General features: G+C 60.8%; 19 protein-coding genes. 9 read left to right on the plus strand and 10 right to left on the minus strand.

Going from position 1 to position 15,977, the window contains the following annotated elements; all coding sequences use genetic code 11:
- Positions 1–413: 413 nt before the first annotated feature.
- Both QJT78_RS32590 and QJT78_RS32595 read left to right on the plus strand, forming a co-directional pair.
- Complete coding sequence (locus tag QJT78_RS32590; protein WP_028152395.1) at positions 414–728, plus strand: DUF736 domain-containing protein; 315 nt, start codon at positions 414–416, stop codon at positions 726–728.
- A gap of 63 nt (positions 729–791) precedes the next feature.
- Positions 792–938: a hypothetical protein gene (locus tag QJT78_RS32595; RefSeq protein ID WP_193375841.1), complete on the plus strand. Its 147-nt coding sequence runs from the start codon at positions 792–794 to the stop codon at positions 936–938.
- Between the two features lie 46 nt (positions 939–984).
- On the opposite strand, the gene QJT78_RS32600 is transcribed toward QJT78_RS32595, so the two are convergent.
- The 3 genes from QJT78_RS32600 to QJT78_RS32610 form a co-directional block, all read right to left on the minus strand.
- Positions 985–1,263, minus strand: a complete 279-nt coding sequence (locus tag QJT78_RS32600; RefSeq protein ID WP_028152396.1) for an HU family DNA-binding protein — start codon at positions 1,261–1,263, stop codon at positions 985–987.
- A gap of 110 nt (positions 1,264–1,373) precedes the next feature.
- Positions 1,374–1,631 carry a WGR domain-containing protein gene (locus tag QJT78_RS32605; RefSeq protein ID WP_038380975.1) on the minus strand — a complete coding sequence of 86 codons (258 nt, stop codon included), beginning with the start codon at positions 1,629–1,631 and terminating at the stop codon, positions 1,374–1,376.
- Between the two features lie 361 nt (positions 1,632–1,992).
- A complete protein-coding gene (locus QJT78_RS32610) occupies positions 1,993–2,469 on the minus strand; it encodes a GNAT family N-acetyltransferase (protein ID WP_028152398.1) in 477 nt (158 codons plus the stop codon).
- 529 nt (positions 2,470–2,998) lie between these two features.
- Here QJT78_RS32610 and QJT78_RS32615 point away from each other — a divergent pair.
- Positions 2,999–3,166: a hypothetical protein gene (locus QJT78_RS32615; protein ID WP_085965845.1), complete on the plus strand. Its 168-nt coding sequence runs from the start codon at positions 2,999–3,001 to the stop codon at positions 3,164–3,166.
- A gap of 205 nt (positions 3,167–3,371) precedes the next feature.
- On the opposite strand, the gene QJT78_RS32620 is transcribed toward QJT78_RS32615, so the two are convergent.
- The gene (locus QJT78_RS32620; RefSeq protein WP_028152399.1) at positions 3,372–3,662 is read right to left on the minus strand and encodes a hypothetical protein; all 291 of its coding nucleotides are present in this window, start codon (positions 3,660–3,662) and stop codon (positions 3,372–3,374) included.
- Entirely contained in the window at positions 3,662–4,366 is a 705-nt protein-coding gene (locus QJT78_RS32625) for a sigma-70 family RNA polymerase sigma factor (RefSeq protein WP_225006072.1), read from the minus strand. Before QJT78_RS32625 ends, QJT78_RS32620 begins: the two co-directional genes overlap by 1 nt.
- Here QJT78_RS32625 and QJT78_RS32630 point away from each other — a divergent pair.
- Positions 4,365–4,583: a hypothetical protein gene (locus tag QJT78_RS32630; protein WP_225006070.1), complete on the plus strand. Its 219-nt coding sequence runs from the start codon at positions 4,365–4,367 to the stop codon at positions 4,581–4,583. The two genes, QJT78_RS32625 and QJT78_RS32630, sit on opposite strands and share 2 nt — an antisense overlap.
- Positions 4,580–5,242 carry an rRNA adenine N-6-methyltransferase family protein gene (locus QJT78_RS32635; protein ID WP_232707725.1) on the plus strand — a complete coding sequence of 221 codons (663 nt, stop codon included), beginning with the start codon at positions 4,580–4,582 and terminating at the stop codon, positions 5,240–5,242. The genes QJT78_RS32630 and QJT78_RS32635 overlap by 4 nt, the downstream gene beginning before the upstream one ends.
- 103 nt (positions 5,243–5,345) lie before the next feature.
- Here QJT78_RS32635 and QJT78_RS32640 read toward each other — a convergent pair whose 3' ends face one another.
- Together QJT78_RS32640 and QJT78_RS32645 are read right to left on the minus strand one after the other, a co-directional pair.
- Positions 5,346–6,164, minus strand: coding sequence for an N-formylglutamate amidohydrolase (locus QJT78_RS32640; protein WP_063709315.1), 819 nt, complete (start codon positions 6,162–6,164; stop codon positions 5,346–5,348).
- 265 nt (positions 6,165–6,429) lie between these two features.
- The gene (locus tag QJT78_RS32645; protein ID WP_038380973.1) at positions 6,430–6,774 is read right to left on the minus strand and encodes a hypothetical protein; all 345 of its coding nucleotides are present in this window, start codon (positions 6,772–6,774) and stop codon (positions 6,430–6,432) included.
- Between the two features lie 907 nt (positions 6,775–7,681).
- Between QJT78_RS32645 and QJT78_RS32650 the strand changes: the two genes are divergently transcribed.
- From QJT78_RS32650 to QJT78_RS32660, 3 genes are read left to right on the plus strand one after another with little or no spacing between them, the layout of a single operon-like run.
- Positions 7,682–9,781, plus strand: coding sequence for a DNA/RNA non-specific endonuclease (locus QJT78_RS32650; RefSeq protein WP_038380964.1), 2,100 nt, complete (start codon positions 7,682–7,684; stop codon positions 9,779–9,781).
- 55 nt (positions 9,782–9,836) lie between these two features.
- Complete coding sequence (locus QJT78_RS32655) at positions 9,837–10,775, plus strand: S1/P1 nuclease (protein WP_038944358.1); 939 nt, start codon at positions 9,837–9,839, stop codon at positions 10,773–10,775.
- 20 nt (positions 10,776–10,795) lie between these two features.
- Entirely contained in the window at positions 10,796–11,902 is a 1,107-nt protein-coding gene (locus QJT78_RS32660; RefSeq protein WP_049807846.1) for a hypothetical protein, read from the plus strand.
- Positions 11,903–12,238: 336 nt separating this feature from the next.
- On the opposite strand, the gene groL is transcribed toward QJT78_RS32660, so the two are convergent.
- A complete protein-coding gene (gene groL / locus QJT78_RS32665; RefSeq protein ID WP_208089690.1) occupies positions 12,239–13,879 on the minus strand; it encodes a chaperonin GroEL in 1,641 nt (546 codons plus the stop codon).
- A 100-nt stretch (positions 13,880–13,979) separates the two neighbouring features.
- Positions 13,980–14,294 carry a co-chaperone GroES gene (groES, locus tag QJT78_RS32670; RefSeq protein WP_038945268.1) on the minus strand — a complete coding sequence of 105 codons (315 nt, stop codon included), beginning with the start codon at positions 14,292–14,294 and terminating at the stop codon, positions 13,980–13,982.
- Between the two features lie 409 nt (positions 14,295–14,703).
- Here groES and QJT78_RS32675 point away from each other — a divergent pair, with 409 nt between their 5' ends.
- The gene (locus QJT78_RS32675) at positions 14,704–15,192 is read left to right on the plus strand and encodes a hypothetical protein (protein ID WP_202801365.1); all 489 of its coding nucleotides are present in this window, start codon (positions 14,704–14,706) and stop codon (positions 15,190–15,192) included.
- 229 nt (positions 15,193–15,421) lie between these two features.
- Here QJT78_RS32675 and QJT78_RS32680 read toward each other — a convergent pair.
- A partial coding sequence (locus QJT78_RS32680) for a type IV secretory system conjugative DNA transfer family protein (RefSeq protein WP_281460414.1) occupies positions 15,422–15,977 on the minus strand: 556 nt, incomplete at its 5' end.

The following is a 15,977-nucleotide window of genomic DNA, read 5'->3' on the forward strand; positions in this document are numbered from 1 at the left end:
TGCTGAAAGCGGCGATCCCCTCTCACAGAGGATGCGCGGCGCTAAAGTGGCCACGTTGAGGACGACCGCGTCTCGTTACCCCGCACTCGTTTGCCTCGAGATCCGAATGGCCAGCGGCGCCTGTCTTCATTCCCCGTGTTTTCGTGACGGGCACACCCATCTGCGTCCTCGATAGAGGCTGGTCTGACCGAAGGCCGATCCCGCTACGCGTGCTCTCGATCTTGTCCCCGCAACGTCCGTCCTCGACTTTCTTCCCCTGTCGCTGCGCGCCATTCCTCGCGGTTCAAGAAAGTCGCTTCCGGCCGCCCTTCACTTTGTTTCGGCCCTTCGGGTGCAGGTCGATCGCCTCCGGTCTCACGACCGCCATCGAGGTCGCGATAGGCGCGGCCCGAGAAAACAAAGGGAATGAGACAATGGCTACCATCGGCACCTTTACCTCGAACGGCAACGGCGGCTTTACGGGGACGATCAAGACTCTCAACCTCAACGTCAAGGCCAAGCTGGTCCGCGTCGAGAACCCCTCCGAGAAGGGACCGCACTTCCGCATCTTCGCAGGAGCGAATGTCGAACTCGGCGCTGCCTGGCAGAAGGTCTCCAACGAGGGCCGCGACTACCTCTCGGTCAAGCTGGATGACCCGAGCTTCCCCGCTCCGATCTACGCCACTCTGATCGAGGTTGAGGGCGAGGAAGGCCTGCAGCTGATCTGGTCCCGGCCGAACCGGGACTGAGGCTTCCGCCAGAGGGCTCCGCCGCGAGGCGGGGCCTTCTTCCTTTCAATCGGAGACGCCTTCATGATCATCGACACCATCGAGGAATTGCGCGCCGAGCTGCGGGATTGCTTGTTCACGCCCGCGGAGCGCAAGGCGCTCGAAGCCGAACTGGCCGAGCTCATCCGCCGGCGCGACGAAGCACTCGCGGCCGAGGAGGAGGGGGCGTGAGCCCCCTCGTCTAGCGACTTACACCACGACGGTGCAACGGCTCCGCTCATCCGTTGAGGACGTCCTTGATGGCTTTGGCTGGCGTGAAGGTCAGCTTCTTGGCAGCCGCGATCGCGATCGGTGCGCCGGTCGACGGATTACGACCCTCGCGGGCAGGCGTATCCTTGACCTTGAATTTTCCGAAACCGGCGATACTTGTCTCGGCCCCGCTCGCTGCTGCATCGGCGATCGCCTTGAACACGCCGTCGACGATGGCCTTCGCCTGTGTCTTTGTCAGGCTGTTCTCGGTGGCGATCTTGTCGGCGATTTCATTCGCGGTGGTCATGGAACAGGCTCCATCTTGCTGTGATTTTCCTCCGTCTGACATGAAGAGCGCCGGACGGGTAGGGCCGATATCACAGGCAGAGCCACAATCCCCGGAAAACTGACGAACTATCAGACCTTCTCCTCCACAGCCGCGTATCCACGTTTGCGTTTGGCGCGCTCCAATCGTCCGAATGCGTCGCCCGCTTCATCGCTGCCGTCAAAGGTCTGCACCATCGTCTGGCCATTGGTGCCGATCCGGCCCCAGTTGCGGATCAGCGAGACCCCGCCGAATAAGGTCGGCTGGATCGAAAGCAAGTAGAACCGCCGCATGTTGCGCGTGGCGTCGATGCGGCGAAGATGAAGCGGCGCGGGCTTGAAGTTCGGCATGCGCGGATTCTCGCTTCCTGCAAAAGCAAGGTCCAATGCTTTCTATGAATCGATCAGGGCCAAACGATTCAATCTCTCGATACCTCACCGCACCATGGATGCTTGGTCCGTCCCATCATCGCGCGAGACCTTCCTTTACGAGAGTCTCACCGAGAGACTGGCCCCCCACGCATCAAGGTTCTGCCAGAGCTATCGATGACAGGTGCCTCCGTGCCACCACTCAAGTCATAATTTCGTTTTGGTACCACTTCCGGTTTCCGGAAGAGGGGTAGATTCGGAAAACCCAAAGGAAACGCCGAGCGCCCGAGCCGGGTACTTGACGATACCGACAACGCCCGCACGGACGCTGGAACGTCGAAGTTCACAAGAATTCCATCCGCACGATCTCAATAGGCTCGCCGCCGAGTCCATGAGAGAAACGGCCTCGGCCCACGCTTCGAAAGCCGCATTTTTGGTAGAAGCCTTCGGCGTTGATCGTCGCCTCGAGCCTGATTGGCCCACTATGGCCCATCCGTGCTTGCGCTATCCCGATCTTGAGCAGCCGACGACCGAGTCCGACACCTGCGGCCTCCGGCAATATGAACAGCCTAGTTACTTCGCCCGGCTCGGCGTCGACAAATCCAACCACAACACCTTCGTGCTCACACACCGTCATTCGTCCCTTGGCGATGAGTTCTTCGTAGAATGCGGACGTCCGCTCGCCCATCCAATTCTCGATTTGGTCCCGAGAATAGGATGCTCCCCCAAGTCCGGCGATTGACGCCTTCGTGATACTGAAAACCGTCTCCGCGTCCTCGTGGCGAGCGGCCCTGAAGGATAGTTTGCCATCGCGCATCATGAAAAGCAGCACTCCAAAGAATCGCTTTGCTTATCGACTTTGTGGAATCACCAGCGTCGCCCCGACCGACCTTCTTCATTCGGTCATCATGCTGCGGGCCAAAATGGTCTCAACTTCTTGAAGTCCGGCGTCACCAGCGAATCGGGTAGCCACAGTACACGTGATCGGCCTCATGCTGCCGTCAGCCCAGATTGGTCTCGAAATACTTTCGGTAGCCCAGGGTCAGTATGGCGGCCCGCTTCATCGAGAGCAATCAGTCCAAAGGCGGCATCCTCAAAAAAGAGCCGGAACAGGAACATGCATCGGAGCAGCATTCTCGCGCCGCGCGGCCGAGACCGGACTTACGAATCTCGATTCGCGAAAGAAGATTGGTCAAATGTCGAGAATGATGAACGGGGGGTACATTCATAAACGGCAGCTTGCGAGAAAGCTTTCGTGCCGTCATAATTCCGTAATCTATCGGAACCGGAGGTTTTTGCGGGCTGCGACATTGTCCAGGATTGCGGAGGCGATAGTGAGGAATTGGGTTATGACGGAAAGCACGCAGCCGAAGGCAGACAGGCGCGGCCGGCTACTGGAAGTTGCCATGAATGAAATGGTCAAATTCGAACGAAAGGAAAGCGAATTCCGCAGGAAAGATCGCGAGGAGCGGGCGGCGGAGCTTCAGCTTCCTTTGGATAAGCTCGACGTCCACTGAGAAGCGCCGATATTATTTCATTTGGCCCGATCGTGCGATGGCCGCCCCATCGCGAAGGTGCTTGGACGAGCTCACCATTTTCACGGCCTCAGCAAGGCTCAGCAAATCGCCGATTGGATGCACGCGCAGCAGGCCAATCCCGATCAACATGAAGCGGGACGAGCCACGTAGACGCGCCGTCGCCTGGCGTCATCCGTGCTCGGGCTCAATGCCGCTGGTTGTGCGACCAGAACCGGGGCCGCCGCACCGGGCGCGACCCTGCTCCAGATTTGCCCAGCTCGTCACTCAAGTTCTGATCAAAGTCTTGCTCAAGATTGCCCTCTACATTCGCGCGCGCGGTCCTGATCAGGCTTCTGACCTCGAGGGCCGTGTTGGCGATTGTCCATCCCTGCAGGCCGGAAGTCTCCCGCACCTCCTCATCGGTCGCGGCGAGGATTTCCTCGCTCAGTGCTTCGAGCAGGCAGGCCAGATCGAGACTTGGGTCCCAGCGTGTCATCACTTGCTCCAGTTCTGTTGATCGCGCAGCAGAGCGCGTCGCATCCGCCGTCGCGTTGTGTCGTAGTTGAGTTCGGATATATCGTAGATCCTGCAGATCTCTCTGGCCGCCATGCCGTCGGCCATGCCCGCGATGATCTTCAGCGCCAGCGGATCGGCTTCGAACAACCGATAGACATTGGCCAGCGCCTGTGCGGCGGCCAGGACCCGCTCCGGATCGGGCACCTCGTCGACCGCCTCACCCGGCCAGCTTCGCTGGTCCGGATCATCGCGGCTCACAAGCAGCCTTCGCTCAAGCCGCGCACGCCGCCAATGGTCGTTGCAGATGCTGCGCATGACGCCCGCCAGGAACGCCAGGATGGGTACGCCGGGCGGCCAGGGGCGGCAGCCATCGAGGACGCGTGCGATTGCCTCGTGAAGCAGGTCGCTCCAGCCCAATCCTCCCGGCAGGTCGCGGCTCCAAAACCGTGCCAGAGCCTTTAGCCGCACGAGTTCGAGATCCGACAGGGCATCGATGGCGGACGCGACGTCGGCGGCTGGGGCAACCGCGACATCAGGCCTGGGAGTTATCGTCAATCGTTCCATGGTCACAACAATATGCGCTTCACCGGGCCCAATGCGGACAGCGGATGGAAGAATATTTTGACATGTCCGCGTGGGCGGACTCCAGGCGCATCGTCTGTATCGCAACAGGAGAGCCTTCATGGACGACACGTTGGCAGCGGCGCGCCGCTGGTATGCCGAAGACCTGCGATACAAGGTTCCGGTCCTGCGTAACCCGCAGCTGATCGAGGCATTTGCTTCTGTTCCACGCGAGAAATTCGTCAGCCCCGGACCGTGGCGCATCATCTCGGACCCGTATAGCGACGCATTCCTGACCCCGATACCGACCCGCGCTGGCTCTATCATGACGTCCTCGTGACAATCGATGTGAGCCGCAACCTCAACAACGGGATGCCCAGCTTCTGGGCCCGCAACTTTGAGCATCTCGACATCGCGCGCGGCGATCGCGTGCTCCAGGTCGGTGCCGGGGCCGGATACTATTCAGCGGTGCTGGCTGAGATTGTCGGATCCGCGGGGCGCGTGACGGCAGTTAAAACCGATCCGATGCTGGCCTCGCAGGCCCAAGCGAATCTCGTGAACTGGCCGCAGGTCGATGTCATCTCAGGCGACGGCCGGACGGTGGATGTTGGTGAACTTGACGTCGTCATCGTATTCGCCGGATCCACCCACCCATCTCGCTGCTGGCTCGATCGCCTGATCGAAGGCGGCCGGCTTTTGATGCCGCTGACCGACGAATCGTGGAGGGGCTTTCTGCTTCGCGTGATCCGGCGTCGAAACCGGTTCGAGGCATCTTCGATCGGCGCCGTCTCCGTCTATCCTTGCATCGGGGGGCGCGATGACGAGGCGGGAAAACATCTGCATGCCGCGCTCGAAGGCCTGCCGCCCGGCAAAGTCCCGATTCGCGCGCTGCACATCGGTGATCCGAAGCCTGACGATGCTGATAATGTCTGGTTTCAAGCGGCGGGGTTTTGGCTGGAACGCGCGGCTGTCGAAGGAGATGCCGTCCCTTCGAAATGATCGGGCTGCTTCGATCGTGCTAGACCATCCTCACGCTGGGCATTCCTCAACTCAAACGTGATGTGCCCAATTATCTCCCAACACGGTCTCTCAGGACGCGCAATTATGTGTTGCGCCAAAGGTCAACAATTTCTCCGAATACTTCACGAAGCCGTGGCTTTAGCTTCGCAAGCCGCATCGGATCGAGTTGCGGTCGGATCGGTTTGTCGATGTGAGTGCAATCCAGATACGTTGTGTAGCGCAGTTCGATCTGTAGCGCCTCGGTTGACGAGTTGTGGTGTCTCCGGATCAAGTAGCCGCCCGAGAAAGGCTCGTTGCAGACCGTCCGGAAGCCTTGTCGCTTGAAAGCCTTGCTTGCCAAAGTGGTCGTCTCTTGCCGGCACGACGTGCTACGCAGGTCACCGATGCAGACATCGTCCGCGATCGGTCCAAAGAATGCGTGCAAGTCAAGGAGCAGAACCCGCCCGCACACTCTCAGCATGCGGTCAATAAGATTGGACAGCTCTTCATGGTAAGGTGAATGATACTTCACCAGTCGTTGTCGAAGACTCTGTTCGTCCGGAGGCTTTCGATAAATGGGCGTTCCATCAAACATCGAGTCGGAAATCACCGCCTCGTTGAAGGAGCCAAATAATAATCCTTCGGGATTTCGGTTTAGGTCTGTGACATACCGACTGTGTGTCGCCGCGATCGTCGTCACGCCCAGTTCAGGCAGAAAATCGTAGACCTGCGGGAGATGCCAGTCGGTGTTTCTCAGCCAATTTAAATGAAGTGGGGTGAACGCATCGGCAATTGATGGCGGAACGAAGGTGCCGCTGTGTGGCATGCTGGCAATGATAGGTACAGAATTTTCGGGACAAGGTCGTTCTATTCGATAGAGTTGCTGGCACTCTCTACTTGGACCAGTTGATTGATCATTCATGGATAGCGCACCTGGATAATCGTCAAACCTGCGCGCCCTGAGACGTCTACTCCGCCCGAGCGATTCAAGTTTTTGATGTTGACGCGTTTTTGATGTGGATGCGAGCCAAGCCAGCTCCGAAAGCCAGTGCGGGCGAATCGTGGTCTCCGTTTTCCATGTTGTCGCTCTGAGCCGGGCGGAGACAACCGTGCGCAGGGCCGTCCACGGCGAACTCCGCGCATTCGCCTCCTGATGTAACGAGCTGCGGGGTCCGATAGCAACCGGTCTACTCGTGATACGACCCCGACGGGACTCTTGGAATATATCCCAATTGACCTTCCAATGCAGCCAACGTTAGGCGAGCTGACTCCAATTTTGCAGTCGCCTCGACCATGGCGGCCGACGTTTTGTCCACCTGCGAAATCGCAGCCGAGCTAATCTGGAGTAGGCTGTCCTTGAGATGCGGCGACGCTTCATCTCGCATGGCACGACTTAAATCCACCAGCGTGCTCGTCAGCGCTCGATGCGTGCAAGCTTCCTCTCGTTCGAGAGTTTCCAACCTTGCGAGTGCCTCGCGATAGTATCGTATCGCTTCGACGACCCTGCTTTCGAGATCTGTGTTGTCGCTCACCTGCTCTTCTCCTCGCAAATCTTTGAGCAATTGTGCCAGCTTGAACGAGCAAAAATTGGGCGGCTCGTAGATGGTGCGAGCGAGGCCGTGATGAAATTGGGCGGAGACCTACGTATCCCCATTTGGAAAACGGTAAGAGTCCGACCACCTCTCTGTCCTCCGTCTATCAGGGGCGTGCCACAAGCTCCTCGGGGGGCGTTGATCGTGGCGCTTGTTGGACATGCCACAAGGACTGATCTTCGCCTTGGCGAAAGTCCTTCAACGTTCCTTTTGATTCTTCCGTCAAGACCCGATCCTGTTTCCGCCCACCTTGAGACTTGCCCCGTGATGGTCTTACCGAGTTCCGATTAAGGGCGACCTACGGCAGCCCAACTTCGCTTCTCGGGTCCGAGTTTCAGCTCGCTGGTCTCGGCGTTCTCGATCGCGGACAGCAGTTCTTCCCTCAAGCTTGCGATAGACAGTTCGATTTCGGCCACGGTCGCACCCAGAAATGTCATGAAAGAATTACGACGGTTTGGCGTTCCGAAACGGATGGGACGTCTCTCTAACAAGGAGCGATCACAAGCGCCCCTAGCTCGCTCGTCAACCGGCCGCGTTCGTTTCTTCGTTGTTGTCAGGCGAACTTGACCGCGCGCGCGATATATGTAGGATCAGCAATCAAAGATTGCATGCATTTTTTGATCGGAATCTATTGCGGGGCAAGACATGTCGCGGCACTTGGAGAGCCCGGCGCTTTCACGAAGCGCGAACATTTGGGCGAATACGCGACAACTTTCAGCGCGATGTCCAGTGGAGCGCCTATGGCGGCATTTTGTGACGTTGCTATGACGGCGGGACGTTTGGACATGAGCAGCGCGGCGGCATTCAGAGGTCGGCTCGACGCGCTTTCGATCAGGGCGGGCTAATCATGGAAATCGATCAGACGCGGTTTCGAAACGTGGTCGAGCAGACGCGCGAGGATCGCGATCGCGTGCGCAAGCTCGTGGAAGCCAAGCAGTGGCGTCAGGCCGAGCCGGACCGGACGCGCATGGCGATGTTCAGCTTGCGGACTGCGCGACAGACCATGCCGCGCGGCGCCGAGGCCGTGCAGGGTCCTGACGACATGCAGGCGTCGTGGTTCCTGCCGGGTGGCGCGACGGCACGGCGGGCGATCGCGTTCGTTGAAGCGACGGCTGGAGGCAAGTGGACGGCCGGCTCCGGCTTTCTGATCAGCCCCACGCTCTTCATGACCAACCAGCACGTGATCCAGGACGAAGCCGCTGCGCTTTCGGCCCAGATCACGTTCGATCGGGAAATGGGCGAGGACGGCTCGATGCGGCCCACCACCGTCTTCCGTTTGGCGCCCGACCGTTTCGCCCTGTTCTCACAGCAGGAGGAATTGGACTACGCGATCGTGGCTCTCGGGCAGAAGGTTGCCGGCGATAGCGACCCGCGGGATTTTGGATTGTGCGTCCTGTCCGATCGGCCCGACAAGCACGTGATCGGCATGAACATGAATATCGTGCAGCACCCGAACGGCCTGCCGAAGATGATCGCGATCCGGAACAATATCCTGCAGTATCGGACGGAGCGCACGCTTCTGTACGAGACCGATACCGACCACGGTTCGTCGGGAGCGGCAGTCTTCAACGATGCGTGGGAGCTCGTGGCGCTTCATCACTTCGGGGAGCCGTTCCTCGAACGTAAGGACGAAAGCGGCAATGCCATTCCTACCAACGTCAACGAAGGCGTGCGGATCAGCGCCATCTACCGGCATCTTTCGGACAGGCTCGCGACTCTCGACGGGGATCATCGCGACCTGTTGCGGGCCGCGCTCGAACTGTCGAAGACGGCTCTCGTTCAAACGGGCGGCAAGCGACTCTCGCCGCCGCATCCCTCCGCGGATGCACAAGAGAGTCTGGTGATCGGGGAGGAGGGCGTCATGGCCAGTGAAGCCGGCGGAAACGAGATCAAGGTGACGATTCCGATCGAAGTGAGCGTTCGGGTAGGCGGAAGCTACGTGGCCGCCGCTCCCGTCGCGCCCGCACCCGCGCCCCAGAAGACGCTCACACGTGCGGCGGAAAAACTATCGATCGACCAGGACTATTCGAATCGCGACGGCTACGACCCGCGATTCGTGCACGGCGTGACGTTTCCGCTGCCGACGCCAATCGGCAAGTTGGCCAAGCAGGTGGCTCCCTTGCGGGCCGGCGAACAGAACGCCGAGGCCGGCGAGCTGAAATACGAGCACTTCAGCATCAAGATGAACAAGGCCAAGAAGATGGCTCTGTTCACGGCGACCAACATCGATGGCAAGAGCTTCCTGAACGTCGACCGCTCCACGGGGGAGGTCACCGACGGCGCCGAAGGAGAGACCTGGTACGGCGATCCCCGTATCAGCGCGAGCTTCTTCATTGACCAGACCTTCTATTCGGGCTGGTCCAATCTCTTCGACAGGGGCCATCTGACCCGCCGTATGGATCCGGACTGGGGAAGCAAGGAGGCAGCTGAACGGGCGAATGCGGACACCTATCATTTCACGAACTGCACCCCGCAGCACTTCCGCTTCAACGAGAGCACGAAATTCTGGCAGGGCGCCGAGCAATATGTCCTCGAAAACGGGGCCATCGCTGAAGAGACCGCCAACCGCATCTGCGTCTTCCAGGGACCGATCTTCGACGACAAGGTCGATCTTTGGGCGGACGATATCCAGATTCCGTCGTCGTTCTTCAAAGTGATCGCCTGGAAGGGCAAGAACGGCGTGAAATCCGTGGGCCTCGTCGTCGATCAGCGTCAACTGCTGTCCGAACAGCGCAAAGGCGGAATCCCGCCGAAGCCGCCGGCCTTCGTCGACGTCTCGCAATGGCGCGTCGCCATCACCGAGATCGAACGCCGCACGGGCCTCGACTTCGGCGATCAGGTCAGGTCGGCCGATACTTTCGAGACCAAAGATCAGCCTGTCGTAGGCGAGGCGCGGCCGGCGGTTCCTGTGAAATCCGAGTCCGATCTCCTGCCTCGGAACCTGTGACGATCGCGATCAGGGGCCGACATCTAATCCACTGCACGATCGCGGAGAAACGTGCATGAAGAAAGCCGCTTTGATGGCGTTGTCCTGCCTCGTCGCGCTCGTGCCCGGCCCGGCGTCCGCGTGGTGGGACGAAGGCCATATGCAGATCGCCTATCTGGCCTACAAGCGGCTGGATCCCGCGATCAAGGACAAGATCGACGGCCTGCTTAGGCTCAATCCCGACTATCAGGTCTGGACGTGTGGTGCGCAGGACGACGATTCCCGAAGGACCTATGCCTTCGTCCACGCGGCGACCTGGGCCGACGACATCAAGACGAAGAGCGACTACCGGGAGGATCACGTCAGCGACGCGACTGCGGGCCAGAACGTAGCTTACGACAAGCTCAAGCACAGCTATTGGCACTATAAGGACATATTGTTCTCGCCGGACGGCACGAGCCTGCCCGCACCGGATCCGGTCGATGCCGCGAAGATGGCGAAGATCATGATCGCTACACTGCCCGCGGCCTCCGGCGCCTCCGATCAACTCCGGTCCTACGACCTCGTCTGGTTGCTGCACCTCGTCGGGGATCTCCATCAACCACTTCACGCGATTGCCCGCTATACCGCCGAGCTTCCGCACGGCGACCGCGGCGGCAACGCCGAGATGGTCGTTCCGGCCACCGGCGAGACGATCGCGCTGCACGCCTATTGGGATCGTCTCTTCGGCGGATATTCGTCCGTTTTCGGGGCCATTTTCGACGCCGACGATCGGGGTGGTCTCGGATCCGTCGCGGTCGACCCCGACGCGGAGAAGGTGCTCGATCCCGATCGATGGGCGCAGGAGAGTTTCGAGGCCGCAAAGAGCTTCGCATACGCTCAGCCGGTCGCGCCCGGACCGGCCGCGGTCCAACTTACGCGCGACTATGAGACGAACGCGCGCAACGTCGCCCGCACTCGCGCAGCCCTTGCCGCGGCAAGGCTCGCGAGAGTGCTGGACACGGCGCTTCACTAGACCTCGAAGGGAGAACTTGGATGCTGCCGACGATGCTTCAGAGGTTGTACGCGGCCTCCGACCTCCTCGATGGATTCAATCCGTTCGACGAATTGGGCTTCACGCTCACCCGCGACTTCGAGGTGTTCCGGCAGTTCGTGTCCGATGGTGGACCCGTGCCGTCCGCTCTGGAAACGCGACTGTCGCAGGCGCGGCACGACGCGACGATCGCCGATGCCCTCAAGAGGTTTCTGAAGGACGTTGGGCGGCCACTCGTGGGGTTCATGGGCGGCCACGCCGCCAAGCGCAATTCGCCGGCGTTCGCCGACATCGCCAAGCTCGCCTGGAGCGTGGCGCAGGACGGGTACCTCATCGTGACCGGAGGCGGTCCCGGCGTGATGGAGGCTGCGCACGTGGGAGTGGCCTTCAGCAGAAACGGAATGGACGATCTCGAAAGGGCCCTGGCGAATCTGGCGGCGACCCCGGATTATGGCGATCTGGACGATCTCTTCGAGAACGACGGCAGCCTTAAGAAATCGAAGCGGAAGGACGTGATGGCCGCCCGCGACTGGCTCGCGGCTGCACTCGACGTGCGTTCGGCCGCGCCGTCGACGCTGCCTCTCAGCCTTGCCATTCCGACCTGGCTGTACGGTGCAGAGCCCACGATGCCGTTCGCGACGCACTACGCCAAATATTATCAGAACAGTCTTCGCGAGGAGGCGCTCGTCAACAATTCGCGGGCTGGGATCATCTACGGCCGAGGGGGCGGCGGAACGCTGCGCGAGATTTTCCAGGACGTGGAAAGGAACTACTACGCCAAGGACGCTGAAAATTTCACTCCAATGATATTCTTCGACAGGGGCGGCTACTGGCTGCGCTCCGCAGTCTACGAGCGCGGCAAGGTTACAAGCTATGGCTTGAAACTCGACGAAACCGTCCCCGAGATCCTCAAGTTCGGGATCTGCAGCCGATTGAGTCCCGATGAAGCTGCATTGCGGCCATTTCTCGATAAATTGACTTTCACTGATGACGTATCTGTCATTAAGGATGTCTTGGCCAAGCATTCGGGCGTTGCGAAGCGGAATATGTCTTTCGCGCTCGCCGGCGAGTCGTTCAGGATACCTACGCTGCGCATGAACCGGGCCTAAACGAAACGGGCGCCCGCTGCGCCCAGTCTTCCCCGGACATTCCGGCAGGTATCGCCGATGTTGTCCAGAACTCCCGCGACCGCGATGATGGCGGCATGAGGCGGGGCACCCTCCGGCGGGTTTTGGCGTACGATATCGAACGCGCGTGGTCTAACGATCTCAAATGTCTGAAGCGTGCCTATGATCTTTCCTTGCGGGATCGCCGACTGGCCGACTTCAACGCCGATACGGTTCGCGCGGTAGAATAATCTGACGAGGTCAAAAGTTGCCAGAGCGCATAAAAACCCCGGCATCGCTGCCGGGGTTGGTATGTCGTAGTTCGCTGCAGCAGCTGGATCAGAAGTCCATGCCGCCCATGCCGCCGCCCGGGGGCATGGCGGGGCCGGCAGCGGCCTTCTTCGGCAGCTCGGCGACCATGGCCTCGGTGGTGATCAAGAGCGCCGCCACGGAGGAGGCGTTCTGGATCGCGGTGCGCACGACCTTGGTCGGGTCGATGATGCCCTTGGTGACTAGATTGCCGTACTCGCCGGTCTGCGAGTCGAAGCCGTAGGCGTATTGATCCTTCTCCAGGATCTTGCCGACGATCACCGAGCCGTCCTCGCCGGCGTTGATCGCAATCTGGCGAGCGGGAGCCGACAGTGCCTTGCGCACGATCTCGACACCGGTCTTCTGGTCGTCATTCTTGGTGCGCAGGCCCTTGAGCGCTTCGGTGGCGCGGAGCAGGGCGACGCCGCCGCCCGGGACGATGCCTTCCTCGACCGCCGCGCGGGTCGCATGCATCGCGTCATCCACGCGGTCCTTGCGTTCCTTCACCTCGACCTCGGTCGCGCCGCCGACGCGAATCACCGCGACGCCGCCCGCGAGCTTGGCAAGACGCTCCTGGAGCTTCTCACGGTCGTAGTCCGAGGTGGTCTCCTCGATCTGCGCCTTGATCTGCGCCACGCGCGCCTCGATGTCGGCCTTCTTGCCGGCGCCGTTGACGATGGTGGTGTTCTCCTTGTCGATCATCACCTTCTTGGCGCGACCGAGCATGTTGAGCGTGACATTCTCGAGCTTGATGCCGAGGTCTTCCGAGATCGCCTGGCCGCCGGTCAGGATCGCGATGTCCTGCAGCATGGCCTTGCGGCGATCGCCGAAGCCCGGAGCCTTGACGGCCGCGACCTTCAGGCCGCCGCGCAGACGGTTCACGACGAGCGTGGCGAGCGCCTCGCCTTCGACGTCTTCGGCGACGATGACCAGCGGCTTGCCGGATTGCACCACGGCCTCGAGCAGCGGCAGCAGCTCGTTCAGCGAGGAGAGCTTCTTCTCGTTGATGAGGATGTAGGCGTCGTCCATCTCAACGCGCATCTTGTCGGCGTTGGTGACGAAGTAGGGCGAGATGTAGCCGCGGTCGAACTGCATGCCCTCGACCACGTCGAGCTCGGTCTCGAGCGACTTGGCTTCCTCGACCGTGATCACGCCCTCGTTGCCGACCTTCTTCATGGCGTCGGAGAGGAACCTGCCGATCTCGGCGTCGCCGTTGGCCGAGATGGTGCCGACCTGGGCGATCTCCTCGTTCGAGGTGACCTTCTTGGAGTTCTTCTGCAGGTCCGCAACGACGGCCTCGACCGCGAGGTCGATACCGCGCTTGAGGTCCATCGGGTTCATGCCGGCGGCAACCGCCTTGGCGCCTTCACGGACGATCGCAGCCGCGAGCACGGTCGCGGTCGTGGTGCCGTCGCCAGCCGCGTCAGCGGACTTGGAGGCGACTTCGCGCACCATCTGGGCGCCCATGTTCTCGAACTTGTCGTCGAGCTCGATCTCCTTGGCGACGGTGACGCCGTCCTTGGTGATGCGGGGAGCGCCGAACGACTTGTCGAGGACGACGTTGCGGCCCTTCGGACCGAGCGTGACCTTCACGGCGTTGGAGAGAATGTCGACGCCGCGCAGCATGCGGTCGCGGGCGTCGACGCCGAACTTGACTTCTTTGGCTGACATATTGGTTTCCCTGAGTGCTTGGATTTTGCTTCACGGCTTGTCTCACCCTTGACGATGCGCCCGGCCGGCGCTCCTCAGGGTGAGCGGTGCGAGCGTTGACTTAGGCGGCCTTCTTCTTCGAAGCGGGAGCTTCGAGCACGCCCATGATGTCGCTTTCCTTCATGATCAGCAGGTCCTGGCCGTCGATCTTGACCTCGGTGCCCGACCACTTGCCGAACAGCACGCGGTCGCCGACCTGGATGTCGATCGGGATCAGTTTGCCGCTCTCGTCGCGGCCGCCGGGGCCGACGGCGATCACTTCGCCCTGGGAGGGCTTTTCCTTGGCCGTATCCGGAATGATGATGCCGCCAGCGGTCTTCTCTTCGGCGTCGATACGCTTGACCACGACGCGGTCGTGAAGCGGACGGAATTTCATGCATTTCTCCTAAGTATTTGTATTAGTGACGGATTTCATGAGTGTTAGCAGTCAAGACCCGTGAGTGCTAGCACGGGCGTTCCTGAAATAGGACCGCTTTCTTACGGAGCAAGGGTTTGTGATAGAAAAATTGGCACACCCCGCCGGCTGATCCGACAATAGCCGATAGCTCACGATCCCCTCTTCGATGTAGGGCCGCATTTCTTCGGCGAATGATCATACCGGCCGGCAGCTGCAAACAGGAGGCGTCTCGGTCAGCATGTCCGGCACGACCCGGTAACCGCCACGGTGGCCTCCCTGAGGTTCAGACGACGGTATCTCACAGGTCTATGATCTCGCCTGAAACGATGACGCGCCCCGCACAGCGTGTCGCGGTGCAGTCGAAAAGAGCCAGGCGGCGGCGCCGCCCGTGGGCGAATGGTCACCGGCGCAGCCCGATATAGCTCTCCCAATTCAGCTCGCGTTCTGGCAATTTCAGTCTGATCAGAGGTTCGCAATGCCAAACAGATTTCCGCTCGACCCCAAACTGCCGAAGACCTTCGACGCGACGGCGAACGACGCACGAAGCAAGGCACAGCTCGATCAATGGTGGGATCGTCCCTATGGCGTCACGTTGCCGGATGGCCGGATCGAGGTGCGGTGCCTGAATGGTGGGGCGTGGGACCGTTCGACCCATCTCGGCATCGCCGATGATTACGATGCGGCCTGCGCGTTGGCCGAAGCAAAGCAAGCGAAGTGGCTCAAGTTCCGGGAGCGCCCCTGTGTCCAGTTCGACGCAGATCAGGTCTTGGTGGTCCGGCAGGCGCAGCGGCCGGACGAGGCGCCGCAGCAACTGGCGACGTTCGCTACGGCCGACGCGGCAACTGACTACTTGCGCGTCAATTTCCCGGATGCGTAGCCCGTTATTCCAACATCCGCATGGGAGCGGGATATCGCTCTCGACCTGGCTCTGTTTGGCTCTGCTCGGGACGTCCATCGTCTTGGAATTGATCTCGCAGCGGTAGGAGTGTTTGGGCGAGCCCCTCCGGGGGACGGCTCTACTCGCAACGGCACTCCCGGAGCCCGCAAACATTCTCCGCGCATTCGCGTGACGCTCCTCTCGCGGGTCATCGGCGACTTCACGACCATCAGCTCCGCTGACCGGCTTCTCTCCGGTAGAACCTGTTCTCGCCGACGCACGCCCGCATGTCGGTGCGCCGGAACCAGATGGCGCGTCCGCATCGCAGCGGCGGGTTCCCGGCGGTGAAGATGATCTGTTCATCGGTCCGCATCCGCAGCACCTCATGCGGCAGCATGAGCGGCCGGCGGGCGAGCTGCTTGGACCGGGTCCGGGACGAACCCGACATTTGCGAGGACCGGCTCAGCTGATCAACCTCGACCGTCGTGTCGCCGCATCGCTTCGAGATGTAGTCCGCCGTCTCGGGATCGTTGATCGCCGAAAAGGAGATCCAGGACGCGCTCTCGAACCACTTGCTGGTCGCGTCGCGTCCGCCATAGGCCTCGCGCATCTGGCCGATCGATTGGTAGAGCATCAGCAGTGTGATGCCATACTTGCGTCCCGCATCGCGCGCAGTTTCGAGAATGCGCAAGTATCCGAGCCGAGCGACCTCATCGAGCAGGAACAAGGTGCGGCCGGTCACTTCGCCATTGCGATTGTAGATGGCGTTGAGCAGCGAGCCGATG

Source organism: Bradyrhizobium sp. Mp27, assembly GCF_029953005.1.
GTDB lineage: Bacteria > Pseudomonadota > Alphaproteobacteria > Rhizobiales > Xanthobacteraceae > Bradyrhizobium > Bradyrhizobium barranii.

What these genes read in the sequence shown, in the direction of transcription:
- QJT78_RS32590 (WP_028152395.1), top strand. Translation starts at nt 414, where the DNA reads ATGGCTACCATCGGCACCTTTACCTCGAACGGCAACGGCGGCTTTACG.
- QJT78_RS32595 (WP_193375841.1), top strand. Translation starts at nt 792, where the DNA reads ATGATCATCGACACCATCGAGGAATTGCGCGCCGAGCTGCGGGATTGC.
- QJT78_RS32600 (WP_028152396.1), bottom strand. Translation starts at nt 1,263, where the DNA reads ATGACCACCGCGAATGAAATCGCCGACAAGATCGCCACCGAGAACAGC.
- QJT78_RS32605 (WP_038380975.1), bottom strand. Translation starts at nt 1,631, where the DNA reads ATGCCGAACTTCAAGCCCGCGCCGCTTCATCTTCGCCGCATCGACGCC.
- QJT78_RS32610 (WP_028152398.1), bottom strand. Translation starts at nt 2,469, where the DNA reads ATGATGCGCGATGGCAAACTATCCTTCAGGGCCGCTCGCCACGAGGAC.
- QJT78_RS32615 (WP_085965845.1), top strand. Translation starts at nt 2,999, where the DNA reads ATGACGGAAAGCACGCAGCCGAAGGCAGACAGGCGCGGCCGGCTACTG.
- QJT78_RS32620 (WP_028152399.1), bottom strand. Translation starts at nt 3,662, where the DNA reads ATGACACGCTGGGACCCAAGTCTCGATCTGGCCTGCCTGCTCGAAGCA.
- QJT78_RS32630 (WP_225006070.1), top strand. Translation starts at nt 4,365, where the DNA reads ATGGACGACACGTTGGCAGCGGCGCGCCGCTGGTATGCCGAAGACCTG.
- QJT78_RS32625 (WP_225006072.1), bottom strand. Translation starts at nt 4,366, where the DNA reads ATGAAGGCTCTCCTGTTGCGATACAGACGATGCGCCTGGAGTCCGCCC.
- QJT78_RS32640 (WP_063709315.1), bottom strand. Translation starts at nt 6,164, where the DNA reads ATGAATGATCAATCAACTGGTCCAAGTAGAGAGTGCCAGCAACTCTAT.
- QJT78_RS32650 (WP_038380964.1), top strand. Translation starts at nt 7,682, where the DNA reads ATGGAAATCGATCAGACGCGGTTTCGAAACGTGGTCGAGCAGACGCGC.
- QJT78_RS32655 (WP_038944358.1), top strand. Translation starts at nt 9,837, where the DNA reads ATGAAGAAAGCCGCTTTGATGGCGTTGTCCTGCCTCGTCGCGCTCGTG.
- QJT78_RS32660 (WP_049807846.1), top strand. Translation starts at nt 10,796, where the DNA reads ATGCTGCCGACGATGCTTCAGAGGTTGTACGCGGCCTCCGACCTCCTC.
- groL (WP_208089690.1), bottom strand. Translation starts at nt 13,879, where the DNA reads ATGTCAGCCAAAGAAGTCAAGTTCGGCGTCGACGCCCGCGACCGCATG.
- groES (WP_038945268.1), bottom strand. Translation starts at nt 14,294, where the DNA reads ATGAAATTCCGTCCGCTTCACGACCGCGTCGTGGTCAAGCGTATCGAC.